We start from the raw sequence: 26,920 nt of genomic DNA on the forward strand, positions 1-26,920 counted from the left end.
CGCTAATGTTACGTAAGAATCTTTAGCTGTACTGTTGACTATCCGCTTCCTAGTGTCGTTCGCATGGGAAACGTTCTGCTCAGCGCCGTCGCCGGGTTCGGCGCCACCATGGCCCTCATCGTCGCGATCGGCGCGCAGAACGCGTTCGTGCTGCGCCAGGGCATCCGTCGCGAAGCGGTCCCCGTGGTGGTCCTGATCTGCATCGTCTCGGACGTCATCCTGGTCAGCCTCGGCGTCGGCGGTGTCGGCGCGCTGGTGGGGACTTCGCCCGAAGCGCTGACCATCGTCGCCCTGATCGGCGGTGCTTTCCTGCTTTGCTACGGCGCTCTCGCGGCTCGTCGCGCGTTCAAACCGTCGACACTGGAAACGGGTGGCCCGGAGACCGGCGGTTCGCTGCGTCGCATCGTGCTGACCACGCTGGCGATCACCTGGCTGAACCCCCACGTCTACCTCGACACGCTGCTCCTGCTCGGCGCGATCGCCGCGGGACACGGCAGTGGCCGGTGGGCGTTCGGCGTCGGAGCGGTGTCCGCCAGCGTGCTCTGGTTCCTTGCGCTCGGCTTCGGCGCGCGGCTGCTCAGCGGGTTCTTCCGCAAGCCTTCGTCGTGGCGGGTGCTGGACGGCCTGGTCGCCGCGATGATGATCGCCCTGGGCGTGACGCTGGTGGCCAGTGCCTGATCACGGCAGGCGAGCCAGCTGCCCGGCGGTGAGCACGAGGTCGGCGGCGGCCGCCGAATCGCGGATCGTCGCGGGCCTCGTCGAACCGGGGATCGCGATCATCGACGGCGACTTCGCGAGCAGCCAAGCCAGGCACACCCGCTGCGGGCTGACACCGAGTTCCGCGGCCACGGCGAGGAACTCCCCGCCGATCCCGCCGAGCGGCCCCCACGGCAGGTAGGCGAGCCCGAGTTCGGTGCACAGCGCCAGCTCCGGCTCATGCGTCAGATTCGCGGGCGAGTGCTCGTTCTGCACCGAAACCAGCTTGTCGCCGAGGATCTCCCGTGCTTCGAGGATCTGCGCACTGGACACATTGGACACTCCGGCGAGCCGGATCTTGCCGTCGTCGGCCAGCTCCTTGATCGCACCGACGGACTCCGTCCACGGCACGTTCTGGTCGGGCTTGTGCAATTGGTAGAGCCCGATCGCGTCGACGCCGAGCCGTTTCAGCGAACCTTCGCAGGCGTTCTTGAGGTGCGCGGGCGTCCCGGTGACGGTCCACGAGCCGTCACCGGGCCTGCCACGGCCGCCTTTCGTCGCGACGAGGACCGCGTCCGAGCCGCCGCCGTAAGTGGCCAGCGCTTCGGCGATCAGGACCTCGTTGTGCCCGGTTTCGCCCGCGTGCCAGTGGTAAGAGTCGGCCGTGTCGATCAGCGTGACCCCGGCGTCGAGCGCGGCGTGGATCGTGGCGATCGCGCGTCCGGCGTCCGGACGGCCCTCGATCGACAACGGCATCGCGCCGAGACCGATCGCGCTCACTTCGACGTCTCCGATGCTGCGGTAGCGCATTGCTCAAGCCTTTCTGAGGTTCTCGATGGCTTCGCCGAGCCAATCGGTGGTGGTGGAGAAGGAAAAGCCGAGATCAGTCGCACGCGAGGTGTCCAGGACGGCGTACCGGTCGAAGGAGAACGGTGAGGCGTCCCGCTCGACTATCCGGAACCGGGGCTCGGCGGTGATCGCGGCGGCGAGGTCCAGCGCGGACAGCTCGCCGTGGGAACCGGCGTTGACCGGACCCGTGAAGTCCGCTCGCGCGGCCCAGGTCAGGAAGTCCGCGATCTCACTCGCGTGGATGAACGTGGCCGGCCGCGGCTCCGCGTGGATTTCGACGGCGTCCCCCGCGTCCAGCCGTTCGACGTAATGGCGCAGCCGTCCGGTGAAATCGTCGCCGCCGAGGACGTGCGCGACGCGCACCGAAGCGAACGACGCGTCTCCGCCCGCGAAGACAGCCTCCGCCTGACGCTTGCCCTCACCGTAGTGCGCTTCGAGGAATTCCTCGTCGTGCCAAGGGAGTTCGACATCGACGGGAGACCGGGGGACCAGCGATTCGGTCATCGGAGTGAACGTCTGCACCTGGTCGTAGACCTCGATCGTCGAAGTCATCACGTACCGGTCCGCGCGGAGGACGCGGCGCGCGATGAGCGCTTGGACCGGGGTGTAGCAGACCTGGTCGAGCACGACATCGAAGGAACGGGATCCCAGTGCGGATTTGAGGCCGGCTTCGTCGTCGCGGTCGGCGATCAGGTGGGCGACACCGGGCGGCGCGGGGGAGGAGCCGCGGTTGAGCACGGTGACGTCCAGTCCGGCGTCGCGCAGCCGCTCGACCACGCCGCGGCCGAAGTGCCGACTTCCGCCCAGCACGAGCACTTTCTTCATGCTGACCAGTGTTACGGTGGTGATCCGGGTGATTGAAGGGGAGAACATGGGCGAATCTGCGGAATCACTGAAAGAAACTCGGTCAAATCATGGTTTCGCTGAAAGCTCACTGGATGTGATCGATAGGCGACTCCTCGAGTTCCTCCAGGAGGAAGGGCGCATCACCCTGAGCGAGCTCGGGCGCCGCGTTTCGCTGAGCCCCGCCGCCGTCGGCGAACGGGTCAAACGGCTGGAGGCGGATGGCACGATCACCGGCTACGCGGCGCTCGTTTCACCGTCCGGGGTCGGCCTCGGGCTGCGGGCGTTCGTGCGGATGGCGCCGCACAGCGGGTTCACCGTCCGGCATCCGCGCACGCGGAAGATCATGGACCGCCCCGAAATCCTCGAACTGCACCATGTGGTGGGGGAGGACTGCTGGATCCTCAAGATCGCCGTCCGCGACACCTCGCATCTGGAAGATCTGCTCGAAGACCTGTCCACGCTGGGCGCCACGACGACGTCGATCGTCATGTCCAGTCCGATCGAACGGCGGGTGCTCCTGCCCTTGTGATCCGTCACAAGGTGCGGCGCGCAAGTCTGGTCGTTGTCCCGGTTCTCACCGTTGGTTTGTGACGCATGATGACTCAAATCACATACTGACGAGTAACCGGAGGCAGGGATGAGGAGGATCCTCACCACGTTCGTCGCGGCACTGGCATTCACGATCGCCGTCCCGGCGGTGGCGAGCGCGGCCCCGACGAGCGGCTGGAACGACTGGTCGTGCAAACCGAGCGCGAAGCACCCCGAGCCCGTCGTGCTGGTGCACGGCCTCGGCGGCAACGCGACGACCAACTGGTTCTACCACGCGCCGAAGCTCAAAAACGCCGGTTACTGCGTCTACTCGCTGACCTACGGCGGCACCGTCCTGGGTGGACAGTTGTTCGGCGGGATGGCCTCGATGCGCAAGAGCGCAGTCGAACTCGGCGCTTTCGTGGATCGCGTGCGGTCGAGCACCGGCGCGGGCAAGGTCGACATCGTCGGGCATTCCGAGGGTACGACGATGCCCGCGTACTACCTCAAATTCGAGGGCGGCGCGGAGAAGGTGAAGCATTTCGTCGGCTTCGGCTCGAACTTCAAGGGCACGTCGCTCAACGGCCTTTCCGGGCTGGCCAAGGCCGTGCTTTCGTTGCCCGGTCTCGATCTGCTCGCCGACGGCGTGTGCGGGGCGTGCCGCGAGTACCTCGCGCCGTCGGACTTCCTCGACGACCTCGCCCGTGACGGCGTGACCGTGCCGGGGCCGACGTACACGAGCATCGTGAGCCGCCACGATCGAGTGGTCACGCCGTACACCAGCGGTGTCCTGAACGAACCAGGCGCGACAGACATCGTGCTGCAGGACAGGTGCGGCGTGGACGTGTCCGGGCATCTGAGCCAGGCGATCGACCCGAACGTGACGAGCCTGATCCTCAAGGCGCTCGACCCGGCGGGCGCGCCCGCGCCGAAGTGCGTGCCGTTCTTCGCGCCGCTGTAGGGGCTCAGGGTTTGGTCGCGTGCACCACGAACACCGACCGGACCCTGTCCTCGGACTCGACGTCGAGGCGCTTCACGGTCACCTCGGTGAAGCCCGCTTCGGAGGCCAGTTCCGCCGCGTCGTCCTCGGTTTCCGGCAGTTTCAGGTCGGTGGGGACGATCGCGGCGAACGCCTCCGACGGCCGGAACGCCGAAGCCAGTGGCAGGCTGAAGCCCACCCGGCCGCCGGGGCGCAGCGCCCGCAGCCAGTCGCGGAGCGCGGCCGCGCCGAGGAAATGCAGCGAGGACGCGCACAGCACGGCGTCGGCGCCGTCGTCCTCGACCGGCGACGGAACGGCCGAGGCGACCTGCCAGGTGATGAGCTTGCCGGGATCGCGCGTCGCGGCCTTCGCCTCGGCTTGGGCGATCATGCCCGGCGAGATGTCGATCGCGAGTACTTCGCCCGGCTCCAGGCGCAGCGCGGCGAACGCGGCCACGCCGGTCCCGGTCGCGATGTCGAGAACGCGTTCGGGAGCCGTGCGGCCCAGGCCGTCGACGAGCGCTTCGGCCACGAGGCCGTGGAAGGTGTCTTCGTCGTAGTGGGCGGCGATGCCGTCGAAGAGGTCCGCCGCGATCTCCTCGGTCACGACGGCGACCCTATCCGGGAGGCGGCGTCTGCCGGCGAAACCCAGATCCACGCGGTGGTACCAGCACAGTTCCGGGTCGCCCTCGAGCCAGCAGAGCAGGACGTCGGCGCCGTCGAGTTCGGCGGGGAAGTCGATCAGAAGCGGGGCGAACCCCTTCAGCTCCGCGCCCGTCCGCTGGACGGTGGTCATCAGATCGTCCAGGCGGGCCTGCGCGGCCTTCCACTCCGGCATCCCGCCGAGCGCGGTCTCGCGGCCGCCCGGGCGGAGGGCCGCGGCGAGTTCGGCCGCGTCGGCGCGCAGGCGGACGAGCTCGTCGAGCACGGGGCGTAGCCGGGCGAGTTCGGCGCGGGCTTCAGGAACGGTGAACAATCCCATGCGCCGATGGTCCCAGCTCGCTCAGCGGCGCCGCCGGGCGAGTCTCGACGCGAGGCCCGCGCCGACGAGGAGGAAGCCCGTACCGAGCAGTCCGCCGATGAACAGCCAGCTCGTGACGCCGTAGGTGACGTCGTTCTGCGGCAGATACTTCACCAGGCGGAAGCCCCATTCTGGGACCGCGGCGGTGGCGACGCCCGGCGCGACACCCCAGACGAGACCGCCGAGGATCGGGCCGGTCGCCGAGAGCGCGCCGAGCAGCCCGACCGCCAGCAGCAGGATCCCGCCGCCCACGAGCAGGCCGATGCTGAAGACGTCACGCTGGGTGCTGAGCGTCGCCTGGACGAGCATCTGCTGCCGCAGGCCACCCCAAGCCAGCAGGCCGAGGGCGACCGGCGTCAGGATCAGGCCGCCCGCGCCGCTGAGCACCCGGCGCACGCCCCGGCCGGCACGGCTGTCCTCGGGACCCAGGTCGTCGTCGAAAGGCGGCTCGTACGGTTCGTACGACTCGACGTCCTCGTAAGGCCTTCGCGGATCCTTCGGTTGCTGCTCGTACTCGCCGTACTCCTGGTAGTCCTCGTCGTCGTACTCCGCGACGTACCGGTGCGATGACATGGGCGGGCCACCTCCCTGATCCGGACTACGGATCCGAGGCCCACCCGGTTCACTTCGATCTCCACGGATCGCGTTTAGCCCGCTAAAGGCGAGTCGTGCGGCGCCGGGTGAGGGTGCCGACCAGGCCGGCCCCGACAAGGAGGAAACCGCTCCCGAACAGGGCGCCCATGATGAGCCAGGTCACCAGTCCGACGCCGAGTTCGCGGCCGCCGAGGTCGTACATGGTGCTCATGACGCTTTGCCCGCCGAGGAGTGTGGTCAGCCCCGGCACCACTCCCCAGATCAGCCCGCCGAGCACCGGCCCGAGCCCGGACAGCGCGCCGAGGAGCGCGACGCCGAGCAGGAGGAGGCCGCCGACGATCAGCAGGATCAAGCCCAGCGGTTCTTCGCCGACGGTGTAGGCCTGCGCGTACGTCCGCTGCAGCCGTGAGCCGCCGTAGATCACCAGCCCGAGCGCGACCGGGGTGAGCAGGACCCCGCCGAGCGCGCTGATCACGCGAGGCACCGCGCGGCTGGGTTGCCTAGGCTGGAGGTAGGGCTCCGGCGCGGGCGGCTGCTCGTGTGGCGGTACCGCGTAGGGGTTGGTGGACATGGGGACCGCCCTTTCCGGTGGCCGGCTGTGCCGAAGATGGAGTGCGGTTCGATGATGTCGCGGTTCCCCGGTGTCCCGTGACGGCCGGATGGCCGTCGTCCGACCGGGTGACGTCGGCCACATCGGCCTCGTGGAGACTTGATACCCACCACTACTGGAACCATCCAGCGCCGTTAAGCAGTACGCTTGTACCGCTACCGGAGAGACTGAAGAAGAACGCGAAGATCCGCGGAAGGAGCACCGCTGCTCATGGCCAAGATCAAGGTCCAGGGCACCGTCGTCGAGCTCGACGGCGATGAGATGACCCGCATCATTTGGCAGTTCATCAAGGACAAGCTGGTCCACCCCTACCTGGACCTCAACCTCGAGTACTACGACCTGGGCATCGAGGAGCGGGACCGCACCGACGACCAGATCACCGTCGATTCGGCCAACGCGATCAAGAAGCACGGCGTCGGCGTCAAGTGCGCCACGATCACGCCGGACGAGGCGCGTGTCGAAGAGTTCGGCCTGAAGAAGATGTGGCTCTCGCCCAACGGCACGATCCGCAACATCCTCGGCGGCGTGATCTTCCGCGAGCCGATCGTCATCCAGAACATCCCGCGCCTCGTGCCGGGCTGGACCAAGCCGATCATCATCGGCCGTCACGCGCACGGTGACCAGTACAAGGCGACCAACTTCAAGGTCCCCGGCCCCGGCACGCTGACCATCAGCTACACCCCGGACGACGGCTCCGAGCCGATGCAGTTCGACGTCGCGAAGTTCCCCGAGGGCGGCGGCGTCGCCATGGGCATGTACAACTACCGCAAGTCCATCGAGGACTTCGCGCGCGCCTCGCTGCAGTACGGCCTCGACCGTGAGTACCCGGTCTACATGTCGACCAAGAACACCATCCTGAAGGCCTACGACGGCATGTTCAAGGACGTGTTCGAGGAGATCTACCAGGCCGAGTTCAAGGCCGACTTCGACGCCAAGGGCATCTCCTACGAGCACCGCCTGATCGACGACATGGTCGCCGCGGCGATGAAGTGGGAGGGCGGCTACGTCTGGGCCTGCAAGAACTACGACGGTGACGTGCAGTCCGACACGGTCGCGCAGGGCTTCGGCTCGCTGGGCCTGATGACGTCGGTGCTGCGCACGCCGGACGGCCGGACCGTCGAGGCCGAGGCCGCGCACGGCACGGTGACCCGGCACTACCGCCAGCACCAGCAGGGCAAGCCGACCTCGACCAACCCGATCGCGTCCATCTACGCGTGGACCCGGGGCCTCGAGCACCGCGGCAAGCTGGACTCGAACCCGGAGCTGATCGGGTTCGCGAACAAGCTGGAGCAGGTCGTCGTCGAGACCGTCGAGAGCGGCAAGATGACCAAGGACCTCGCGCTGCTGATCAGCAAGGAGCAGGCGTTCCAGACCACCGAGGAGTTCCTCGCGACGCTGGACGAAAACCTGGCCAAGAAGATCTCCCAGGGCTGAGTTTCGCGGTGAGCACCTGAAGGCCCCCTTCCTCGCGGGAGGGGGCCTTCTCGCGTTGTGACCCTGGGTAGCGCGAACGCCGTCCGGTTGGCGCCTCCGGGTGGTTGGCAATCCGGAAACTGGGCGACCGCCTTGGTTTCTGCCACTCTGGTCGAGGAAGAAAACGATTCCCTTGTTCGAGGAGTGACCATCATGGCCATCTCGAAACCGGTCCTTTTCCTCGGCGCCGGCGCCGCGCTGATCGTCGTCGTCGCCATCTCGGGGCAGGACAGGGAGTCGAGCGCTTCGAGCCCGACCGGTTGCCAGGTCGTGGTGACGGCCGACGTGCTCAACGCGCGCGACACCCCCGGCGGTCAGAAGATCGTCGGCAAGTACGTCAAGGACGCGAAGATCGACGCGCAGCCGGTGGTCGAGAACGGCTTCCGCAAGATCGCCGAGGGCAAATGGGTCTCGGCCCAGTTCGCGCCCCCGGTCGAAGGCTCCAAATGCGGCCCGTGACCTGCCGGATCGCGTTTAGCCCGCTAAAGGCGACAGGCGAGGCGCGCTGCTGACGGCACCATCGACGGGGATGAACGAGCACTCTCGTCGGGAAGTGATCAGCCCTCGGTGGGGCCGCCTCTTCAGAGGCGTTCGACGCGGTCGGCCTGCGGGCCCCGGTCGCTCTGACGCACCGCGTACCGGACCCGGTCGCCCTTCTGCAGCGGCTCCGACCCCATGATCACGGACGCGTGGGCGAAGAGATCGTCGCCGCCCGCGTCCGGGGTGATGAAGCCGAAGCCGCGGTCGTCGTCGTAGCGCGCGACGACGCCCTCGCCGCCTCGTACGGGCACGTCCCGCGCCGCCGGCCCCGCGGCCGCGGCAGGTGCCGACCGCTGCGGCGCCGTCTGGGGCTCGGCGCCCCGGACCAGGTGCACGTCGCGGGCCTGCGGGCCCTTGTCTCCACTGGCCACCTCGTAGGCGACGCGGTCGCCCTCCGCGAGCCACGTCAGCCCCTCGGCCAGTGCCCGGGCGTGAACGAAGACGTCCCCGGCGCCGGAGTCGGGGTTGATGAAGCCAAAGCCCTTGTCCTCGTCGTACCAGGCCACCGTGCCGTCGGCACCGTCCGCGATACCAGCCGCAGCGGGTGAGCCCGCCCCTGGTCCCAGCGGGATCACGTGCCCGGCCTGCGGGCCGCGCTCGCCTTCGACGATCAGGAAGGCCACTCGCTGCCCCTCGGTGACCACGCCGCCGGTCACGATGGCGGAGCTGTGCACGAAGATGTCGGCGCCGCCACCGTCCGGCGACGCGAAGCCGTACCCCTTGCCCGGCTCGTACCAGTTGACGGTGCCGAGCAGGCCCACGGCGCTGCCGGTGGCCGCATCGGCGGTAACGCGAACGCGCAGCGCCTCGGGCCCGCGGTCGTTCTCGCCGACCTCGAACACGACGGCCTGACCCTCGCGGAGCACTTTCGCGCCGTCCCCGACGATCTCGGAGGCGTGCACGAACACGTCCGGCGAGCCGTCCTCGGGCGCGAGGAAGCCGAATCCCCGTTCGGCGTCGAACCAACGGACGGTCCCTTGCGGCATAAAAGGCTCCAGGTCGAGAGGGCGGGCACTGGCCCCCAGTCTCTCTGACAGACCTCCGGTCCGTCGGGCCGGGCCCACAGGCGGGCGGTGCGGAGCCAGGGGCGGGCCGTCGGTTCACCTAGCGACACGCCGAGTTCGAGACCAGGTCGAAGGCGAGGTGGGCGCTCGGCCGCCGGATCGCGTTTAGCCCGCTAAACGCAGGTGGGCGCCCTCCTCGGCCGCCAGCACCTCGCCGCTGAACTCCGCCCTCGCCTCGGCCACCGAGACCTCGCGGTCGGAACCGGGCCAGAAGTGGGTCAGCAGCAGCCGCCGGGCGCCGCCGCGCTCGGCCCAGTACCCGGCCTCGCCCGCCGTCGACACCAGCCGCGGCGTGTCCTCGGGAGACGGGCCCTGCAGCGTGGCGTCGGCGATGAGCAGGTCGGCGTCGCGTGCCAGCTCCGCCAGGAGCGGGCTGGGCCCGCTGTCGCCGGTGTAGGCGACGGTGAGCCCCGGCGCGGTCAGCCGGACCCCGTGGTTCGGCACATGGTGCGGCAGCGGGAACGTGGTCATCCGGAACGGCCCGACCTCGCGTGGCGGGCCGAGGTCGCAGACGTCGAAAATCGTCGTCGGATGCGGCCGCGGCTCCATCGCTTCGAGCCGCCGCACCGTCCCCGGCGTGCAGTGCAGCGGGATCTTCGGCTCGTCCGGCAGCCCGTAGGCGCGGGCACGGCCGAGCGCGCTCACGTCGGCGCAGTGATCGGGATGTTCGTGCGTCACCACCACCGCGTCGACCCGGCCGCCGGGGCAGTGGCCGAACAGCCGTGACGCGGCCCCGTATCCGAGGTCGAGCACGATCTTGAAACCCTCGTGGACCAGGAGGAATCCGGCGCAGGCCCGGCCGGCTTCCGGCCAAGCGCCGCAGCTGCCCAGCACGGTCAGCTCGCTCATGCGCGCAGTCTCGCAGAGAGCCCCCGGTAACGGCCCGCCTTTTCCGACGACTTCGTGACCGGGGGGATCGTGAGGAGGTCCGTCATGAAGCAGGTCCAGAGCCGGGTCATCACCCCGAAGCCGATCGACGAGGTCTACGCCTACCTCGCCGACTTCACCAACCAGCCTGAGTGGCGGTTCGACGTGATCTCGTGCTCGCTCGCCGCGGGCACGGGTGGCGAACCGGGGGCGAAGTACCAGCAGCGGGTGAAACCGCGCGGCAAGGAGATCGGCAGCGAAGTCGAGCTGACCCGCGCCGACGAGCCGACCGAAGTCGCGTTCCGCACGCTGGATCGGGGGCCGGTCACCGTGTCGGGTGCCTGGCATCTGAAGAGCATCGGCACCGGGACCGAGGTGATCTGCGACGTCACCATCGAAACGCGCGGATTCCTGCGGTTGCTGGAGTTCAGCATGGGCCCGTCACTGCAGAAGATCTCGGATCGCTACGAACAAGACCTCTCCGCGCGCCTCAACCCCTGACGGTTCTGTCGGACCCTCCGGGTAGCGTGCGAAGGGTGCTGACCGTCTCCACTGTGAATGTCAACGGCCTCCGCGCCGCCGCGAAAAAAGGCTTCATCGAGTGGCTCGGCGCCACCGAGGCCGACGTCGTCGCCTGCCAGGAGGTCCGGGCCGAGCTCAAAGAGCTCCCGGCCGGTGCCGCCGCGCCCGAAGGCTGGCACGTGGTGCACGCGCCGTCGGTACAGAAGGGGCGCAACGGCGTCATGCTGTTCAGCCGCGCCGAGCCGGAAGAGGTCCGCATCGGTTTCGGCGAGCCCGAATTCGAGGACAGCGGCCGCTACGCCGAGATCCACCTGCCGAACGTCGTGGTCGCGAGCCTGTACCTGCCCAGCGGTGACGTCGGCACCCCGCGCCAGGACGAGAAAGAGCGCTTCATGGCGGCGTTCTTGCCGTACCTCGTCGACCTGCGTGCCAAGGCGGCGGCCGACGGCCGTGAGGTCGTCGTCGTGGGTGACTGGAACATCGCCTACGAGAACACCGACCTGAAGAACTGGCGCGGCAACCAGAAGAGCTCGGGCTTCCTTCCGGAGGAGCGGGAGTGGCTCGGCCGTGTGTTCAGCGAGGCCGGGTATGTCGACGTGCAGCGCAAACTGGATCCGGAAGGCCCCGGCCCGTACACCTGGTGGTCGTACCGCGGGAAGGCGTTCGACAACGACTCGGGCTGGCGCATCGACTGCCAGATCGCCACTCCCGGTCTCGCCGAGCGCTGCACCTCCGTCGTGGTCGAGCGCGCCGAGTCCTACGACCAGCGCTGGTCGGATCACGCCCCCGTGACAGCGACCTATTCCGGCTGACCTGGTCCGGTCAGGCACAAGCAGGCACTCGGTGAGCCGCCTCGATTTGTTCGGCTCTGCCGTGAGTGACAGGTTCGACCTGGTGTCCAGTGACGTCGACGTGCTCGTCGAGTTCGACGCAGGGCCTGGGTTTGACTACTTCGGTACATACTTCGATCTGAAGGAAGGCCTTGAGCGGATACTGGGCCGCCCTGTAGACCTCGTCAACGTGACCAGCATTCGCAATCCCTACTTCAAGCAGCAGGTGCTGGAGACCCGGGAGCTTCTCGGTTGCAGGATGCGTAGGTTCGAGCGGTGCACCGGCTAACCTGGTCTCGTCATGGAAACCAACGAAGCCAAGCGGATCGAGGCGACGAACGCCGAGCGCTACGCGATGTCCGGCCAGTACGGGTGGGAGTTCAGCCCGGACGCGCCGAACCTCCTGGAGCGCTGGACGGTGCTGCCGTTCAACCAGCGCGGTGACAAACGGATCGCGTTCGGCGCGCTGAGCGGCGCCTATCAAGGGCTGCGGTTCAACGTCTTCGATTACCACCGCCGCCCGACGGTCACGAGCGTGCACACGCGGTGGACGAACAAGAAGGTCAACGAACTCGACACGCTCTCGATCGACTCGGTCTGGGTGATCAGCCTGCCCGCGCCGATGCCGAACTTCCAGATCGTGTCGAGCATCGAGTCCGCTTGGGACGTCGAGCAGTACCCCGAGCCCGCCACGGCGGACCGGAAGTTCAATCGCTGGTACAAGCTGATCGACACGGATCCGAACATCGCGGTCCAGGTGCTCACGCCGCAGGTCGCAGGCCTGATGCGGTCGTTGAAGCTGCACACCTGGTCGCTGGTGGGAGCGGAACTGGTCTACGTCGAGAATCCGACGTTCGGCCGGACCAAGCCGGACGACGTGCTCTCGACGCTCGGACGGCTCGCGCAGCTGGTTTCGGTGCTGCCGCTCCACCTCGGTGGCGGGCAGCCCGCCGCGCCACCTCCGCAGCAGCCCCAGTACCCACAGCAGCCGTATCCACCGCAGCATCCCGGGTACCCGCAGCAATATCCGCCGCCGCCGCAGTACGGCCAACAGCCGTATCCGCAGCAATATCCGCCGCAGCAGTACCCGCCGCCCCACTATCCCCAACCGCAGTACCCACAGCCCGGGTATCCGCCGCAGGGTTACCCGCCGCCCGGGCCGTACGGGCCGCCGCCGGGGTATCCGCCGCGCGGTTACTGACGGGTCTTCGCGCTCTCCGTCCACACTGGACTTTCGACGAAGTGGTTGTCGAATTCTTCCTGGCTGTCCAAGAGATCTTGGACGGTCGCCTTGCCGTGGCCGACTTTTTCCAGCAGCCGGAAATAGCCGAACCGTTCCACGCCGGGGATGAACACGATCAGCACGTCCGCCGATGAACCCACCGCCGCGCGGAAAGCGTGCGTGGTCAACGGAGGGACGAGGAGCATGTCGCCCTCGGAAACGGTGACGATCTCTTCTCCCACAAGGACTTCCAGCTCTCCGCCGAGCATGAAGAACATCTCGGACGAGCTGGTGTGGTAGTGCGGCGCCGCTCCATCGGCGCCGGCGCCCAGTTGTGTTCTCGCGCTGCTCATCACCCCGCCTGTGGTCGAGACGTCGGCGAGCAGCGTGACGAGTGTGGGGGCCGCGCCGACGGTCTCGGCTTCGGCGGCACGGACGAGGACGGGTTCACGGGTTTCGATGCGCTGAGTCATGCCCCGATAGTTCCACCGCTGATAGTTCGCTGTCAAACTATCTCCTGTCGAATAGACTGCGTCCGTGAGTGAAGAGCGAAACGTGGACGCGATCGACGCGGTGGTCGGCGCCTGGCGGCGGGAACGGCCGGATTTGGACTTGGCCGCGATCGGGATCGCCGGGCGGCTCGGCCGGGCGGTGCTGCTGACCACGCCGATGGTGGAGGCCGTGTTCGCGAAACACGGCTTGAAGCAAGGGGAGTTCGACGTGCTCGCGGCGCTCAGGCGATCCGGGAAGCCGTACACGCTCATCCCGTCCGAGCTGTCCGCGACGCTGATGATGTCCAGGGCCGGGATGACCAGCCGGATCGACCGGCTCGAGTCGGCGGGGCTGGTCGAGCGCGCGCTCGACCCCGAGGATCGGCGCAGTTTCCGTGTCACGCTGACCGAGCGTGGGTTCGAAGTCGTCGACGCCGCGATGACCGAGCACACCGCGAACGTCGCGAAGCTGCTTTCGCCGCTAGGTGACGACCTCGAAGTCCTGGACGCCTCGCTGCGGCGGCTGCTGAGCTCTCTCGAGTGACGAAAGGGGCCCTTCGCCGCATCGCATGCGGTGAAGGGCCCCTTCAGTTCCCTGGGCTGATCAGCAGGACAGGTTGCCGCCGGGGTTGACGCCGAGGATTCCGGTGAACTGCTGGTACTTGCTCACGCGGCTCTGGACCTGACCGGGGTTGCCGCCGTTGCACTCGAGGCTCCCGTTGATGCTGCGGATGGTCTCGCCGAAGCCTCGGCTGTTGACCATCGCGTTGTGCGGGGTCATCGTGCCGGGGCCGTTCTGCGTCATCCAGTACCAGATGCCGGTCTTCCAGGCGACCGCCGCGTCGTTCTGCACCAGCCACGGATTGGTCAACAGGGGCAGGCCCAGCGCGTCGCCGGCGGCCTTGTAGTTGAAGTTCCAGCTCAGCTGGATCGGGCCGCGGCCGTAGTACGCGGCGTTGCCCGCCGGGCAGCCGTAGGACTGGCTCGTGTCGCAGTAGTGCGGGTAGTTGGCCTGGTTCTGCTCGACGACGTGCACCAGGCCGCCGGTCTCGTGGCTCACGTTCGCCAGGAAGGCGGCCGCTTCCTGCTTCTTGATGGTGTCGCTGCCGGTGCCCGCGAAGGCCGGGTACGCGCTGAGGGCGGTGACGAGGCCGTTGTAGGTGTAGAAGGCGTTCCGGCTCGGGAACATCTGGTTGAACTGGGCTTCGCTGACCACGAAGCCGGACGGGTTCGGCGGGTTGGTCGTGCCGCCGCCGCAAGCGCCCTGATCAGCCCAGACCTGTGCCGAGCCGGGGGTTTCGTTCTGCGTCCACCACTTCGCGGACCAGTTGTGCCCGTTGTGCGAGGCGGTGTTGCCGCCCCAGTAGACCGAGCTCGCGTTCCACGGCGCCACGCAGTCCGCGGCGGAGGCGGATTGGGCCGGGACGACCACGGCGACCGTGGTGGCGGCGAAGGTGGCGGCGACCGCCGCGAGAATACGTCGAAGAGACATCGGTGGCTCCTTCGTACGAGGGGACCATGCAGGGAGATATTGGTCTATACCTTTTAAGGGGTATGGCCAACAGGTATAGACCATTGCGGACAAGAAACCAACCGGGGAAAGTCGGATCGTGCCTGTTCGGCCCTGTGGCGACCTACGAATGGCCTAACCCTGTCCGGTTTTGTCAGAAACCGTTTCCGCGCGTCGCAACTCTGAGAAGAGGGGCGCTCGAAAGATCCCCCCTGTGAGGGGCTAGTCTCGTGCCCCGAGTTGATCAGAACCCACAGGTCTTGACACGCTCGGTAGTTTTTTGACCAGCAGCCTGGAAATACTCACTCTTTCGGGTTAGCGTTCCGATTCGGCAAAGTCACGTCACGGGAGGCACTCCGGTGCGGAACCCAGTTCATCTCCTGATGCGGTCGACCCTGGCCTCGGCCAGGGTGGCGACGGTCATCGCGGTCCCGGCCGCGCTGCTCGTCGCGGGCGCCGTCCCGGCGTCGGCCGCGGAGTCGACGTCGCGCTCGGAGATGGCGTTCGGTCTTCTGGGCCCGGTCGGCCTGATCGCCGTCGCGCTCGGCATCGTCGGCATGGCCTTCGGGGTGTTCCGTCAGCGCCGCAAGGCCCGCGCCGCCGCCCCCGCCCCCATCCGGCCCGCCACCCCGGACGTCGCCGCGATGGCCGAGGCCGTACTCGTCGAAGACGACGCCCTCACGCGCCCGCAGCGCCCCTGACCTGCACCTTCCCGGCACGGATCGCGTTTAGCCCGCTAAAGTCGCCGCGCCCCCGGATCGCGATTAGCCCGCTAAAGTCGCCGCGCTGGATTACTTGGGTAGGTACACCTAGTCCCGCCCGGATTGTTTAGGCGCTCGCTGATCGCCACGCTCGGGTGCATGACGGTGACGCGGCGTCGCAGCCGGCCCGGTGACCCCTTCCCCCGCGCCTTGGACAAGGCGATCACGGACAGCGGTCTCGGACTCGACCGGATCCGGCACCGGCTCGCCCAGCAGGGCGTCCGGGTCAGTGTCGCGACCTTGAGCTACTGGCGGACAGGAAGAAGCCGCCCCGAGCGGTGCGACTCCCTGAAGGCGGTCGCGCTGCTGGAGCGGCTCTTCGAACTTCCACACGGTTCCTTGCTGAATCGGCTGGGACCGCGTCGCCCCAGGGGACGGTGGGGCGACGCGGGAGCCGGGTCAGACTCCGGAGTTGGTGCGGATCCAGCTGCGGAAGTAGGGGACGTCCACGTAGATCGACGGCCCGGTCGCACAGGTGCTGCTGTTGTTCCCCGCGCGGCTGGTGGCGCCGACCAGCTGCCAGACACCGTTGACCTGCTTCACCTGCGGGCCGCCCGAGTCGCCGTAGCAGGCGCCCTTGTTCCCGCCGGGGTTGTTGGTGCAGATCTCGCTCGCGCCGCTGATGCCGAGGCAACGGTTGTCGGCGACGATCGAGGTGTCCAGCTGCTGCAGGGTGATCGGGGCACCGCAGCCGCCCTGCGGGGCGCAGGTCTGGCCCCAGCCGATGATCCGCGTCGCGGTGCCGACGGCCCCGGACGCGCTGGCGATCGTGACCGGCGCCTGCGAAACCGCCGTCGAGAGACGCAGCAGCGCCAGGTCGGCGCTCGGGTGGGCGATCCGCTGGGCCACGCGGGCCACGGTGCCGCCGCTGGTGCGGTTCGTGGTTCCGACCCGCACCTGGTACGGCGTGCCGCAGTGCTTCGCGGTGACCACCCAGGTCGAGCTGATCAATGACCCACCACACTGGTGTCCGCCGCCGCTCGACTGCTGGGACACCATGAACGAATAGACCTGCGTCGCGTTGCCGCCGCCGACGATGTTCGGCTGGACGCCGCCGGTGGGCTCGGCCGCCGTCGCGGCGCCGGGGAGGGTGAACACGGCCGCAGCCGCGATGGCCAAGCCCATCAGCAGGGATCGTGCCTTCATCTGGGTTCTCCTTCGGTGTGGCCGGAAGATCCGGTGCCATGAACGCTAGGAATCGGACACCGCGCCCAGAACCGTCGGAAGTATGTGGCGTTTAACCGTTTAGACCGTTCGGCCGGACCGACCTCGGATGACCCGCCGCGGCGTGGCCTGACAGAATCCGGGCGTGTCCGACGAACTGAAGCGCCCGCGGGTGCTCTCCGGGATCCAGCCGACCGCCGACTCGTTCCACCTGGGCAACTACCTGGGTGCGCTGCGGCAATGGGTGCGGCTGCAGGACACCCACGACACCTTCTACATGGTCGTCGACCTGCACGCGATCACCGTCGAGCAGGACCCGAAGGTGCTGCGCGACCGCACGCGCCGCTCGGCCGCGCAGCTGCTCGCGCTCGGCGTCGACCCGGCCCGCAGCGCGCTGTTCGTCCAGAGCCAGGTGCCCGAGCACGCCCAGCTGAGCTGGGTGCTGGAGTGCCAGACCGGGTTCGGCGAGGCGAGCCGGATGACGCAGTTCAAGGACAAGGCCGCGAAGCAGGGCACGGATCGCGCCAGCGTCGGCCTCTTCACCTACCCGGTCCTGCAGGCCGCGGACATCCTGCTGTACCAGGCGAACGAGGTCCCCGTCGGCGAGGACCAGCGTCAGCACCTGGAGCTGACGCGCAACCTCGCGCAGCGCTTCAACAACCGCTACGGCAAGACGTTCACCGTGCCGGAGCCGCATATCGTCAAGGACACGGCGAAGATCTACGACCTGCAGGACCCGACCGCGAAGATGAGCAAGTCCTCGTCGACCGGCAACGGCCTCATCGAGCTGCTCGAAGACCCGAAGAAGTCGGCGAAGAAGGTGCGCTCGGCGGTCACCGACACCGGCCGCGAGATCGTTTTCGACGCCGAGAACAAGCCGGGCGTCTCGAACCTGCTGACGATCCTCTCCGCGCTGACCGACCAGCCGGTCGCCGAACTCGTCACCGCCTACGAAGGCAAGGGCTACGGCGACCTGAAAAAAGGTGTCGCCGAGGCGTTCGTCGAGTGGGCCACGCCGGTGCAGGAACGCGTCCAGTCGTACATGGACGACGTCGCCGAGCTCGACAAGGCGTTGGCCCTCGGTGCGGAGAGGGCGCGGGAGGTCGCTTCGGTGACTTTGCGGAACGTCTACGAGAACATCGGGTTCCTTCCCCCGGCAGGCTGATTCGCGCTGCGGGCGGCGTTGGGCGTGGTTAGCGTCAACAGGTGGCGAAAGATGACGGCGCGAAGCCGGACGAGGACAAGCTGCTACCGCGCTTGAGGCGGAAGTACAGCTGGCTCGATCACCTCATCCGGGCGAACGACGCCTTCACCGAGCGTTACGGCAACCACTACGCCGCGGCCATCACCTACTTCAGCGTGCTTTCGGTGATCCCGATCCTGATGGTCGCCTTCGCGGTCATCGGGATGGTGGTCGCCGGCGATCAGACGGTGCTCAACCAGATCACCGACGGCATCAACAAATCGGTGCCCGACGGTCTGCGCGACCTGGTCGGCGGCATCGTCGGCGCGGCGCTGAAGTCCGGCGGCGGCATCGGGATCTTCGGCCTGGTGCTCGCGCTGTACTCCGGCGTCGGCTGGATGACGAACCTGCGTGACGCGCTGACGGCCCAATGGGGCCAGGAAAAGCAGCAGCTGCCGCTGGTTTCGACGACGATCAAGGACCTGCTGTCGCTGGTCGGGCTCGGCGTCGCGCTGGCGGTCTCGTTCGGCCTCACCGCCGCGGGCAGCGGGATCGGGCGATTCCTGCTCGAGCTGGTCGGCCTGGAAAACCAGGGCTGGGCCGTGTTCCTGCTGAAGGTCGCGACGATCCTGCTCGGCCTGCTCGCGAACACGCTGGTGTTCCTGTGGGTCATCGCTAGGCTTCCGCGCGAGCACGTCGCGCTGCGCAGTGCGGTCAAGGGCGCGATCTTCGCCGCCGTCGGGTTCATCGTGCTCCAGCAGGGTGCGACCCTCTACCTCGGCAGCGTCACGAAATCGCCGGCGTTCACCTTGTTCGGACCGGTGATCGGCCTGCTCGTGTTCGCGAACCTGGTTTCGCGGTTCCTGCTGTTCGTCACCGCGTGGACGGCGACGGCGAAGGAGAACATGTCGACCGTCGTCGAGCCGCCCGCCCCCGTGTTGATCCACCCGAGGGTGACCGTTCAGCAGGGGCCGGGGCTCGGTGCCGTCGGCGGGGCTTTCGCGACCGGAGCGCTTTTGGGCTGGCTCGGCCGCCGGAAGTCCTGATCGTCCGGGCTATCCGCGCTCCAGGGCCTTCTTGCGCTGGTGGCCGACGACGAACGACGCGACGATGATCAGGAAGACGGCCAGCGTGATGATCCAGCCCGTCGTCCCGAACGGGTCCTCGGCGGTGGCGGCGGCGCCGCTGTTCGACGAGCCGTCGGCGTTCTGAGCGGGCTTGGCCACCTCCGCGTTCACGGATTCCGCCGGCTTGTAGTCGATCCGCCCGACCGATTCGGCCTTGGCCTCGCGCAAGGCGATGCCGTAGTCGAGAAGCTTCGCGGCCTGCTCGGTGACCCGCGTCGGGCGCTGTTCGGCGCGAAGCATCACGACCGCGACCCGGTGACCGTTCTGCAGCGCTCCGCCGACGTAGGTGTGGCGCGCGTCGTCGGTGAAGCCGGTCTTCCCGCCGATGAATCCGGGGTACGTCCCGAGGAGCTTGTTGTCGTTGTAGACCGTGATGACCGGCTTTCCCGCGGTGGGCGGGATCTCGAAGCTCTTGGTCTTGACCACCTGCGCGAATTCCGGCTGCCTCATCGCGTGGTGGAAGATCAGGCTCATGTCGTAGGCCGAGGTCGACATACCGGGGCCGTCGAGCCCGGACGGTGTCGCGGCCCTCGTGTCCGTGGCACCGATCTTGGTGGCCAACGAGTTCATCTTCGCGACGGTGGCGTCGACGCCGCCGAGCACGGTGGAAAGCGCGTGCGCCGCGTCGTTGCCCGAGTGCATCAGCAGCCCGTGCAGCAGTTGGTCCACTGTGTACTGACCACCGGCGGCGATGCCGACGCAGGTGCACTCCTGCTCGGCGTCCTCCTTGGTCGGGGTGATGACCTTGCCCGGCGGGAGTTCGGTGACCACCACCAGTCCGAGCAGCACCTTGATCAGCGACGCCGGCCGCTGACGCGCGTGCGGATCCTTGGCCGCGATGATGTCGCCGGTCTCCAGGTCCTGCAGCACCCAGGCCGCGGCGGTGCTCCCGTCGGGCGGGTTCAGCGCGCGCTTCGGGAGCACCAGCCCGCATTCGGCCATCCGGTCGCCGCCCACCGGGACCGGCGGGACCGGCAACGGCTCCGGTACGGCCTCGCCGGGGCGCGGCTTCTCGGAGGTGTCGATGGGCGCGGGAGGTGTCGTCTTGTTCGCGCACGGCTGCGCCTGGGCTGGTGGCTTCGGCGCGGCTGTGGCCACCGGCGTCACCGCGAGGGCGAGCACACCGGAAACGAGGACCATGAGCGACCGGGAGATAGCGCTGTGCACCCGAGCAATGTAGCGTCGCCGGGCTCGCTGCATACTCAGGGGCATGCGCATTTCGCGAGGTACTTCGATGTTCCTGCTGGGTTTCGGCGTGTGGTCGTGGATCATCTGGATCACGTTCGCCAAGAACCTCTGGGACAGCGACCGCGCCTGGGCCGCCGACGGCTCGCCCACCGCTTACTTCATCGTGCACGCGGTGCTGACGGTCGTCTCGTTCGTGCTCGGCACGGTCATCGGCGTCATCGGTCTGCGCACGCTTCGTGGCGCCAAGTCACGGGATGCGGAAAAGGCTGACGCCTGATCGGGTTTTGTCGTCCTTTTGACGGTGGTGGGCCCGCCTTCGGCTCCCTAACGTTCACCTCACCGAATCATGGAGGTGGAATGTCCCGGATCAGACGCCTGCTCGTCCCCGCGCTCGTCGCGGCGGCGGCGGGAAGTGTGTTCGCGGCCCCGTCGGCGAGTGCCGCGCCGGCACCGGAGTGCGACACCGCGAGCGCGCCGTTCAACTACGTGGTGCTCTACAACCCGCGTACCCCGGAGCGCAAGGTCGACACCGAGCTGCGTGCCAAGTGCGGCGAGAAGGTGGCGTACTACCCGGAGATCGGGGTCGCGGTGGCGACCTCGCGCAATGCCGACTTCCAGGCGAAGATCGGCGTCTTCCGCGCCTACTCGGGCGGCCGTGACGTGGCGTTCCCGCCCGCGGCCTCGGCCCGGTCGACCCGCTCCGCCGTGGTCGACACCAAGGAAAGCGAAGAGACCACCAGCGTCGCCGTCGAAGACGATCTGTCGGCCCAGCAGTGGGACATGCGGGCGATCCAGGCTCCCGAGGCCAACAAGGTCTCCGGTGGCAGCCGCTCGGTGACCGTCGGCGTGCTGGACTCGGGCATCGAGCCCACCCACCCTGCGCTGAAGGGGGCACTGGACCCGAAGACGTCCGCGGGCTGCAACTCGGGCGCGCCCGACACCACGCCCGCCGCCTGGGCGCCCACGAACTCCGACCACGGCACGCACGTCGCGGGCACCATCGCGGGCAAGGACACCGCGCGCGGCTTCACGGGCATCGCGCCCGGCGTCAAGCTGGCCTCGGTGAAGGTCGTGAACGACGACGGCCTGATCCTCCCCGAAGCCGCCGTGTGCGGGTTCATGTGGGCCGCGAAGCACCGCTTCCCGGTCACGAACAACAGCTACTACATCGACCCGGGCATGTTCTACTGCGCGAAGGAGCCGGGCGACGCGGCCGCGTTCGAGGCCGTCCGCCGCGCGGTGACCTACTCGACCGGCCGGGGCGTGCTGAACGTCGCCGCCGCCGGTAACAGCGGCTTCGACCCGGACAAGCAGACCGTCGACCCGAACCGGCCGCACCCGGTCGACAAGAGCTGCGGCATCCTGCCCAAGGCCATCGACGGCGTCGTCAACGTCTCGTCCATCGGCTACGCGGGCACGAAGTCGTCGTTCAGCAACTACGGCAACGACGTTTCGGTCACCGCCCCCGGTGGCGACCGCGCCCAGCTGCCGCCCGCCGGCCAGGGTGCCGGTTGCCCGCTGTCGACGATCTTCAACGGCGCCTACGGCACCAAGTGCGGCACTTCGATGGCGTCCCCGCACGCCGCCGGTGTCGCCGCGCTGCTCGCGTCCCGCTACCGTCACGCGCCGCCCGTGGCGCTGAGGTGGCTGCTCGAGCACCAGGCGGACACGGTCGCTTGCGGCACCGCCGCGCCGGTCTGTGAAGGCCCGGCGAAGGACAACTCGTATTACGGGCACGGCCGCGTCAACGCTTTGGACGCGGTGAAGTAAGCCTTTTCGACCACCGGGGCCGGTCCATTTCCATGGGCCGGCCCCGGTTTCGTTTTCGGGGTACTTTCGCCGGATTCGCGAGCGGTGCCGGACTCGCTACGTTGTGAACACCTTCGACAGTGGGGAGTTCACGATGTCGGTGTTCGGTCGGTTGGTTCCCGTGATGGTGGGGTTGGCGGTGCTCCCGCTCGTCAGCGCGCCCGCCGCGGTGGCGGCGCCCGTCCAGGCATGCAGTGAGGAACCGCGGGAGCTGCCCATCAACGAGTTCACCGACTATCGCGAGATGGTGCGGGAACTCGGCAGGCTCGAGCGCGTGAGCAAGGGGCGGGTGGCGGTCAAGGAGGTCGGGCGGTCCACGCGCGGCCGGGTGATCCATCAGGCGAGCGTCGGGACGGGGCCGAAGGTCTTCGTGGTCTCCAGCGAGATCCACGGGAACGAGAAAACCGGCACCGACGCGCTTCTGCGCATCCTCGACTATCTCGGCACGTCGGAGTCGCGGGACGCCGAGCGGCTGCGGAAGACCATCACGTTCGTCGCCGTGCCGAAACTGAACCCGGACGGCGCCGAACTCGACCGGCGCGGCAATGACCTGTCGTGGGCCGAGGTCCAGCAGAGGTTCCCGCAACTCAAGGACCGCCCGCCCGCCTGGAACTACCTCAGTGACGTCATCCAGGGTGACGACTACCGGAAGCGTCCCGGCTTCGACGTCAACCGAGACTTCAATCCGGAGCTGAACTACGTCCCGCGCGCGGAGGACTTCCCCGGCGCGCCGGACCAGCCGGGCTGGTTCATCACGCCCGAGGCGCGGGCGCTGCGCTCGGTGTACGTCTCGCTGGCCGAACAGCGCGGGAAGGTGCCCGACGTGTACGTCGATCTGCACCATCAAGGCGCGTGCGTCCGGCAGGAAGGCAGCGACCGGCTCCTCGACGTCGGCATCGACTATCCGCCGCTGCCCGACAAGTTCTTCGAGCCCGGCCAGAAATACGCGAAGTACCGCGACGTGTACACAAAGGACGAATCGCGGCAGCTGGCGATCAGCGGGTTCAACGGGATGACGTCGCGCGGGTTCGTCGGGGCGCGCTACCCGCATGCCGCGGATCGCGATCTGCCGGGGCAGGCGCGGTGCTCGTTCGCCTTGAACGGGACGGGGACGGTGCTGTTCGAGGTGCGCGGGCAGACGCAGACGCTCGGGCAGCAGCACCGGGAGCGTTTCACGCGCGCGGTGATGGCGGGGCTGTACAACATGCTGCGGGACGTGAGCACGGGCGCCGTCGAGTACATCGACCCGGAGGCTTTCGACCGGCTGCCCGGTACCGCCGATTCGGCCGCTTTGGCGCGGGTGCTGGAGTAGCCGTTGGCCGTGAAGGCCTCCTTCCCTACCCTCAGAGTAGGGAAGGAGGCCTTCACGGACCATCAGGCTGCGGTGGCGAGACGAACCTGCGGGCGCGGGCGAGAAGCCGCGATCTGCCAGGCGGTTGCCAGGTCTGTGACCACGGCAGCCGGATCGTCCAAGAGTTGCGAGGGCAGCGTCTGTACGACGACGATTCCTGATGTCGCGTACCGGGTGTTCCTGTCCAGGGTCCGCCGGTATCCGGCTCGGCGGAAATGGAAGTCGAACGAATCGATTTCCCATACGAGGCCGACGTCGTCCCACCACGCGTCCGGCCGTCCCAGATATCTACCGGAAGCGTCGAAGAGTTCGGTATTCCAATGGCTGGGCGGCGTCTTCAGCCGATGGCTGAGCACCTTTGCCCGAGACTCGGCCATCGAGCGGATGTCCACCCAGCCGGTCAAGAGACGTCTCGGCACCGCGGTTCCTCGCTGAGTGCCGTGATCGAGTTCCCACAGCAGAGCTTTGGGGTGGCATCTGCCTTGTTGGACTGCTTCGATAAGCAGCTCTTCCGACGCCAGCGGATCGGTGAGCCGCCGAACAGCGTCGGTAGTCGCGCGGATCAGCGGAGCGAGAGGGACACCGTTCCGGTTCGTCGGCGACGGTAGCCGTACGGTCCTTTCCGTGGTGACGAAGCCGATGCTTCGTACCTTGCGACCGTGCGGTATCAGCAAATGCAGTCCCGAGTCGTCCGGTAGCGAGGACGGTCGGAGTCCGTGTGGTCGACAGGCTTCGATGCCGCTGAGCATTGCCTCGGGGCCTGTGTACAGGAGCGCTGCTGTCACCAATTCCGTCGAGGTCGGCTTTTGATCGTGCAGCAGGACGATCCCGGGTAGAAGTCGCTGCCATGGACCACCTGGCAAGCATCGGCTGTAGATCGTCTTGCTTGGCATCTCCAATGATTCCAAGTCGGCGACCCGGACAACGCCATTACGGCTTCGCGCTAGCAGCAGTTCGGGATGCTGTGCCCATCTTCCCCTCTTGACCACGAGGTCCAGCCTGTCCGCATGAAACCCGTCCGCGGCAGCCCCACTTTCCGAACCTGTGGATAACTGGGGTGTTGTGGATAACTCCCGAATGCCGTGAAGGCCTCCTTCCCTACCTTGAGAGTAGGGAAGGAGGCCTTCACGGACTTGCGGAGACTGCAGGGAGCGTTAGACGCGCTTGAAGAGCAGGGCGCGCTTGACTTCCTGGATCGCCTTCGTGACCTGGATGCCGCGCGGGCAGGCGTCGGTGCAGTTGAACGTCGTCCGGCAGCGCCAGACACCCTCGGAGTCGTTCAGGATGTCGAGACGCTCTTCGGCGCCCTCGTCACGCGAGTCGAAGATGAACCGGTGCGCGTTGACGATCGCGGCCGGGCCGAAGTACGAGCCGTCGTTCCAGTACACCGGGCACGAGGACGTGCAGCAGGCGCACAGGATGCACTTGGTCGTGTCGTCGAACCGGTCGCGATCGGCCTGCGACTGGATCCGCTCGCGTGTGGGCTCGTTCCCGTAGGCGATCAGGTACGGCTTCACCGCACGGTACGCCTCGAAGAACGGGTCCATGTCGACGTAAAGGTCCTTGAGCGTCGTCAGGCCCTTGATCGGCGCGATCGTGATGGTCGTCTTCTTGCCGTCCTGCGACAGCAGGTCCTTCATCAGGACCTTGCACGCCAGCCGGTTGATGCCGTTGATCTGCATCGCGTCGGAACCGCAGACGCCGTGGGCGCACGAGCGGCGGAACGAGAACGTCCCGTCGATGTAGTCCTTCACGTAGAACAGCAGGTTCAGCAGGCGGTCGGTGCGCTGCGCCGGGACGTCGTAGGACTCCCAGTGCGGCTCGTTGTCGACCTCGGGGTTGAACCGCAGGATCTTCAGCGTGACGGTGATCGGCGTGTGGTCGGAGGACACGGCCTCCGACTTCTCGGGGGTGGCCGTGGTCATCAGTACTTCCGCTCCATCGGTTCGTAGCGGGTGAAGGTCACCGGCTTGTAGTCCAGTCGGATGTCGGCGGACAGCTCGGCACCCTCCTTGTAGGCCATGGTGTGCCGCATGAAGTTCGTGTCGTCGCGGTTCGGGTAGTCCTCGCGCGCGTGCCCGCCGCGGGATTCCTTGCGCGCCAGGGCGCCGACGACGAGAACCTCGGCGAGTTCGAGCAGGAAGCCCAGCTCGATGGCCTCGAGGACGTCGGTGTTGTACCGCTTCCCCTTGTCCGACACGGTGATCCGACCGTAGCGGTCCTTCAGCGACTGCACGTCGGTCAGCGCCTGCTTCAGCGTGTCCTCGGTGCGGTACACGGAAGCGTGCGAGTCCATCGTCTTCTGCAGTTCGGTGCGGATGTCGGCGACACGCTCGTCACCGTGCTCCGAAAGCAGGCCCGAAAGCTGCTCTTCGACGATGGTGGTCGGGTTCTCCGGCAGCTCGACGAAGTCGTGCGCCAGCGCGTACTCGGCGGCGGCGATGCCCGCACGACGCCCGAAGACGTTGATGTCGAGCAGCGAGTTGGTGCCGAGGCGGTTCGAGCCGTGCACGGAAACGCACGCCACCTCACCCGCGGCGTACAGGCCGGGGATGACGTTCTCGTTGTCCCGCAACGCTTCGCCGTGGATGTTCGTCGGGATTCCGCCCATCACGTAGTGACAGGTCGGGAACACCGGCACCGGCTCGGTGACCGGGTCGACACCCAGGTACGTCCGGGAGAACTCCATGATGTCCGGGAGTTTCGCGTTCAGCGTCTCTTCCGGGATGTGCGTGACGTCGAGGACGACGTAGTCCTTGTTCGGGCCGCAACCGCGGCCCTGCAGCACTTCCTGCACCATCGAGCGGGCGACGATGTCACGCGGCGCGAGGTCCTTGATGGTGGGGGCGTAGCGCTCCATGAACCGCTCGCCGTCGGCGTTGCGGAGGATGCCGCCTTCACCGCGCACGGCCTCGGAGATGAGGATGCCGAGCCCGGCCAGACCTGTCGGGTGGAACTGGAAGAACTCCATGTCCTCCAGCGGCAGGCCCTTGCGGAAGATGATGCCGAGGCCGTCACCGGTGAGGGTGTGCGCGTTCGACGTCGTCTTGAAGATCTTGCCCGCGCCGCCGGTGGCGAACACGATCGACTTCGCCTGGAAGACGTGCAGCTCGCCGGTGGCCAACTCGTAGGCGACGACGCCGGAGGCGACCGGGTTGCCGTTCTCGTCCGGGGTGAGCACCAGATCGAGCACGTAGAACTCGTTGTAGAACTCGGTGCCGTGCTTGACGCAGTTCTGGTACAGCGTCTGGAGGATCATGTGGCCGGTGCGGTCCGCGGCGTAGCAGGCGCGGCGCACCGCGGCCTTGCCGTGGTCACGGGTGTGCCCGCCGAAGCGGCGCTGGTCGATCTTGCCCTCGGGCGTCCGGTTGAACGGCAGGCCCATCTTTTCGAGGTCGAGGACGGCGTCGATGGCTTCCTTCGCCATGATCTCGGCGGCGTCCTGGTCGACCAGGTAGTCGCCGCCCTTGATCGTGTCGAAGGTGTGCCACTCCCAGTTGTCCTCTTCGACGTTCGCCAGCGCGGCGCACATGCCGCCCTGCGCGGCGCCGGTGTGCGAACGCGTCGGGTAGAGCTTGGTGAGGACCGCGGTGCGCGTGCGCTGGCCGGACTCGATGGCCGCGCGCATGCCGGCGCCACCGGCGCCGACGATCACCACGTCGTACTTGTGGAACTGCATGAGGACTCCGCTTAAC

General features: G+C 67.8%; 30 protein-coding genes. 16 read left to right on the top strand and 14 right to left on the bottom strand.

Features of this window, described 5'->3' with window-relative positions; genetic code table 11:
- Positions 1 to 63: 63 nt before the first annotated feature.
- On the top strand, positions 64 to 678 hold the full coding sequence (locus HDA45_RS25250) for a LysE/ArgO family amino acid transporter (RefSeq protein ID WP_184899285.1): 615 nt from the start codon (positions 64 to 66) through the stop codon (positions 676 to 678).
- Here HDA45_RS25250 and HDA45_RS25255 read toward each other — a convergent pair whose 3' ends face one another.
- On the bottom strand, positions 679 to 1,506 hold the full coding sequence (locus HDA45_RS25255; protein ID WP_184899287.1) for an aldo/keto reductase: 828 nt from the start codon (positions 1,504 to 1,506) through the stop codon (positions 679 to 681). It abuts the gene before it with no gap.
- A 3-nt stretch (positions 1,507 to 1,509) separates the two neighbouring features.
- Entirely contained in the window at positions 1,510 to 2,370 is an 861-nt protein-coding gene (locus HDA45_RS25260; RefSeq protein WP_184899289.1) for an NAD-dependent epimerase/dehydratase family protein, read from the bottom strand.
- Between the two features lie 115 nt (positions 2,371 to 2,485).
- On the opposite strand from HDA45_RS25260, the gene HDA45_RS25265 reads away from it, so the two are divergent.
- Entirely contained in the window at positions 2,486 to 2,920 is a 435-nt protein-coding gene (locus HDA45_RS25265) for an Lrp/AsnC family transcriptional regulator (RefSeq protein ID WP_343072148.1), read from the top strand.
- 108 nt (positions 2,921 to 3,028) lie between these two features.
- Positions 3,029 to 3,880, top strand: a complete 852-nt coding sequence (locus HDA45_RS25270) for an alpha/beta fold hydrolase (protein WP_184899291.1) — start codon at positions 3,029 to 3,031, stop codon at positions 3,878 to 3,880.
- Positions 3,881 to 3,884: 4 nt separating this feature from the next.
- Here the strand turns inward: HDA45_RS25270 and HDA45_RS25275 are convergent, their stop codons facing one another.
- The 3 genes from HDA45_RS25275 to HDA45_RS25285 all read right to left on the bottom strand — a co-directional run bounded on the left by HDA45_RS25275 (position 3,885) and on the right by HDA45_RS25285 (position 6,084).
- Positions 3,885 to 4,880, bottom strand: coding sequence for a DUF2203 family protein (locus HDA45_RS25275; protein ID WP_184899293.1), 996 nt, complete (start codon positions 4,878 to 4,880; stop codon positions 3,885 to 3,887).
- A 21-nt stretch (positions 4,881 to 4,901) separates the two neighbouring features.
- Positions 4,902 to 5,492, bottom strand: a complete 591-nt coding sequence (locus tag HDA45_RS25280) for a hypothetical protein (RefSeq protein ID WP_184899295.1) — start codon at positions 5,490 to 5,492, stop codon at positions 4,902 to 4,904.
- Between the two features lie 82 nt (positions 5,493 to 5,574).
- A complete protein-coding gene (locus tag HDA45_RS25285) occupies positions 5,575 to 6,084 on the bottom strand; it encodes a hypothetical protein (protein ID WP_246480782.1) in 510 nt (169 codons plus the stop codon).
- 249 nt (positions 6,085 to 6,333) lie between these two features.
- On the opposite strand from HDA45_RS25285, the gene HDA45_RS25290 reads away from it, so the two are divergent.
- Both HDA45_RS25290 and HDA45_RS25295 read left to right on the top strand, forming a co-directional pair.
- Positions 6,334 to 7,557, top strand: a complete 1,224-nt coding sequence (locus tag HDA45_RS25290) for an NADP-dependent isocitrate dehydrogenase (RefSeq protein ID WP_184899297.1) — start codon at positions 6,334 to 6,336, stop codon at positions 7,555 to 7,557.
- Between the two features lie 192 nt (positions 7,558 to 7,749).
- A complete protein-coding gene (locus tag HDA45_RS25295; protein WP_101613722.1) occupies positions 7,750 to 8,055 on the top strand; it encodes a hypothetical protein in 306 nt (101 codons plus the stop codon).
- Between the two features lie 122 nt (positions 8,056 to 8,177).
- On the opposite strand, the gene HDA45_RS42835 is transcribed toward HDA45_RS25295, so the two are convergent.
- Positions 8,178 to 9,122, bottom strand: coding sequence for a cold-shock protein (locus tag HDA45_RS42835; RefSeq protein ID WP_184899299.1), 945 nt, complete (start codon positions 9,120 to 9,122; stop codon positions 8,178 to 8,180).
- Between the two features lie 183 nt (positions 9,123 to 9,305).
- A complete protein-coding gene (locus tag HDA45_RS25305; protein WP_184899301.1) occupies positions 9,306 to 10,049 on the bottom strand; it encodes an MBL fold metallo-hydrolase in 744 nt (247 codons plus the stop codon).
- Positions 10,050 to 10,133: 84 nt separating this feature from the next.
- Here HDA45_RS25305 and HDA45_RS25310 point away from each other — a divergent pair, with 84 nt between their 5' ends.
- Genes HDA45_RS25310 through HDA45_RS25325 form a run of 4 tightly spaced genes read left to right on the top strand, consistent with a single transcriptional unit; the run spans position 10,134 to position 12,620 of the window.
- Positions 10,134 to 10,568, top strand: coding sequence for an SRPBCC family protein (locus HDA45_RS25310; protein ID WP_184899303.1), 435 nt, complete (start codon positions 10,134 to 10,136; stop codon positions 10,566 to 10,568).
- Between the two features lie 26 nt (positions 10,569 to 10,594).
- A complete protein-coding gene (locus tag HDA45_RS25315; protein WP_184899305.1) occupies positions 10,595 to 11,401 on the top strand; it encodes an exodeoxyribonuclease III in 807 nt (268 codons plus the stop codon).
- A gap of 31 nt (positions 11,402 to 11,432) precedes the next feature.
- Positions 11,433 to 11,708: a nucleotidyltransferase domain-containing protein gene (locus HDA45_RS25320; RefSeq protein ID WP_184899307.1), complete on the top strand. Its 276-nt coding sequence runs from the start codon at positions 11,433 to 11,435 to the stop codon at positions 11,706 to 11,708.
- 12 nt (positions 11,709 to 11,720) lie between these two features.
- The gene (locus HDA45_RS25325; RefSeq protein ID WP_184899309.1) at positions 11,721 to 12,620 is read left to right on the top strand and encodes a hypothetical protein; all 900 of its coding nucleotides are present in this window, start codon (positions 11,721 to 11,723) and stop codon (positions 12,618 to 12,620) included.
- On the opposite strand, the gene HDA45_RS25330 is transcribed toward HDA45_RS25325, so the two are convergent.
- Positions 12,614 to 13,114, bottom strand: a complete 501-nt coding sequence (locus tag HDA45_RS25330) for a cupin domain-containing protein (RefSeq protein WP_184899311.1) — start codon at positions 13,112 to 13,114, stop codon at positions 12,614 to 12,616. The genes HDA45_RS25325 and HDA45_RS25330 overlap by 7 nt on opposite strands.
- Before the next feature lie 64 nt (positions 13,115 to 13,178).
- Here HDA45_RS25330 and HDA45_RS25335 point away from each other — a divergent pair, with 64 nt between their 5' ends.
- Positions 13,179 to 13,676, top strand: coding sequence for a MarR family transcriptional regulator (locus HDA45_RS25335; protein ID WP_184899314.1), 498 nt, complete (start codon positions 13,179 to 13,181; stop codon positions 13,674 to 13,676).
- A gap of 60 nt (positions 13,677 to 13,736) precedes the next feature.
- On the opposite strand, the gene HDA45_RS25340 is transcribed toward HDA45_RS25335, so the two are convergent.
- Positions 13,737 to 14,624, bottom strand: coding sequence for a glycoside hydrolase family 19 protein (locus HDA45_RS25340; protein WP_184899316.1), 888 nt, complete (start codon positions 14,622 to 14,624; stop codon positions 13,737 to 13,739).
- A gap of 401 nt (positions 14,625 to 15,025) precedes the next feature.
- Here HDA45_RS25340 and HDA45_RS25345 point away from each other — a divergent pair, with 401 nt between their 5' ends.
- The gene (locus tag HDA45_RS25345) at positions 15,026 to 15,343 is read left to right on the top strand and encodes a hypothetical protein (protein ID WP_184906003.1); all 318 of its coding nucleotides are present in this window, start codon (positions 15,026 to 15,028) and stop codon (positions 15,341 to 15,343) included.
- Between the two features lie 459 nt (positions 15,344 to 15,802).
- On the opposite strand, the gene HDA45_RS25350 is transcribed toward HDA45_RS25345, so the two are convergent.
- On the bottom strand, positions 15,803 to 16,549 hold the full coding sequence (locus tag HDA45_RS25350) for a S1 family peptidase (RefSeq protein WP_184899318.1): 747 nt from the start codon (positions 16,547 to 16,549) through the stop codon (positions 15,803 to 15,805).
- Between the two features lie 163 nt (positions 16,550 to 16,712).
- On the opposite strand from HDA45_RS25350, the gene trpS reads away from it, so the two are divergent.
- Together trpS and HDA45_RS25360 are read left to right on the top strand one after the other, a co-directional pair.
- Positions 16,713 to 17,732, top strand: coding sequence for a tryptophan--tRNA ligase (gene trpS, locus HDA45_RS25355; protein WP_184899320.1), 1,020 nt, complete (start codon positions 16,713 to 16,715; stop codon positions 17,730 to 17,732).
- 41 nt (positions 17,733 to 17,773) lie between these two features.
- Positions 17,774 to 18,796: a YhjD/YihY/BrkB family envelope integrity protein gene (locus HDA45_RS25360; RefSeq protein ID WP_184899322.1), complete on the top strand. Its 1,023-nt coding sequence runs from the start codon at positions 17,774 to 17,776 to the stop codon at positions 18,794 to 18,796.
- A gap of 9 nt (positions 18,797 to 18,805) precedes the next feature.
- Here the strand turns inward: HDA45_RS25360 and HDA45_RS25365 are convergent, their stop codons facing one another.
- On the bottom strand, positions 18,806 to 20,044 hold the full coding sequence (locus tag HDA45_RS25365) for a serine hydrolase (RefSeq protein ID WP_184899324.1): 1,239 nt from the start codon (positions 20,042 to 20,044) through the stop codon (positions 18,806 to 18,808).
- A 43-nt stretch (positions 20,045 to 20,087) separates the two neighbouring features.
- On the opposite strand from HDA45_RS25365, the gene HDA45_RS25370 reads away from it, so the two are divergent.
- The 3 genes from HDA45_RS25370 (at position 20,088) to HDA45_RS25380 (ending at position 23,186) form a co-directional block, all read left to right on the top strand.
- Positions 20,088 to 20,342, top strand: coding sequence for an SCO4848 family membrane protein (locus HDA45_RS25370; RefSeq protein ID WP_184899326.1), 255 nt, complete (start codon positions 20,088 to 20,090; stop codon positions 20,340 to 20,342).
- Between the two features lie 80 nt (positions 20,343 to 20,422).
- Positions 20,423 to 21,835 (top strand): S8 family peptidase, encoded by a 1,413-nt coding sequence (locus HDA45_RS25375; RefSeq protein WP_184899328.1) that lies wholly within the window; start codon positions 20,423 to 20,425, stop codon positions 21,833 to 21,835.
- Positions 21,836 to 21,968: 133 nt separating this feature from the next.
- Complete coding sequence (locus HDA45_RS25380; protein ID WP_221471232.1) at positions 21,969 to 23,186, top strand: M14 family zinc carboxypeptidase; 1,218 nt, start codon at positions 21,969 to 21,971, stop codon at positions 23,184 to 23,186.
- Positions 23,187 to 23,248: 62 nt separating this feature from the next.
- Here the strand turns inward: HDA45_RS25380 and HDA45_RS42455 are convergent, their stop codons facing one another.
- The 3 genes from HDA45_RS42455 to sdhA all read right to left on the bottom strand — a co-directional run bounded on the left by HDA45_RS42455 (position 23,249) and on the right by sdhA (position 26,904).
- On the bottom strand, positions 23,249 to 23,644 hold the full coding sequence (locus HDA45_RS42455) for a hypothetical protein (RefSeq protein ID WP_246480784.1): 396 nt from the start codon (positions 23,642 to 23,644) through the stop codon (positions 23,249 to 23,251).
- Positions 23,645 to 24,379: 735 nt separating this feature from the next.
- Positions 24,380 to 25,150 carry a succinate dehydrogenase iron-sulfur subunit gene (locus HDA45_RS25390; RefSeq protein ID WP_184899334.1) on the bottom strand — a complete coding sequence of 257 codons (771 nt, stop codon included), beginning with the start codon at positions 25,148 to 25,150 and terminating at the stop codon, positions 24,380 to 24,382.
- Positions 25,150 to 26,904, bottom strand: coding sequence for a succinate dehydrogenase flavoprotein subunit (gene sdhA / locus HDA45_RS25395; protein WP_184899336.1), 1,755 nt, complete (start codon positions 26,902 to 26,904; stop codon positions 25,150 to 25,152). The genes HDA45_RS25390 and sdhA overlap by 1 nt, the downstream gene beginning before the upstream one ends.
- Between the last annotated feature and the right edge of the window lie 16 nt (positions 26,905 to 26,920).

Source organism: Amycolatopsis umgeniensis (assembly GCF_014205155.1).
Lineage (GTDB): Bacteria > Actinomycetota > Actinomycetes > Mycobacteriales > Pseudonocardiaceae > Amycolatopsis > Amycolatopsis umgeniensis.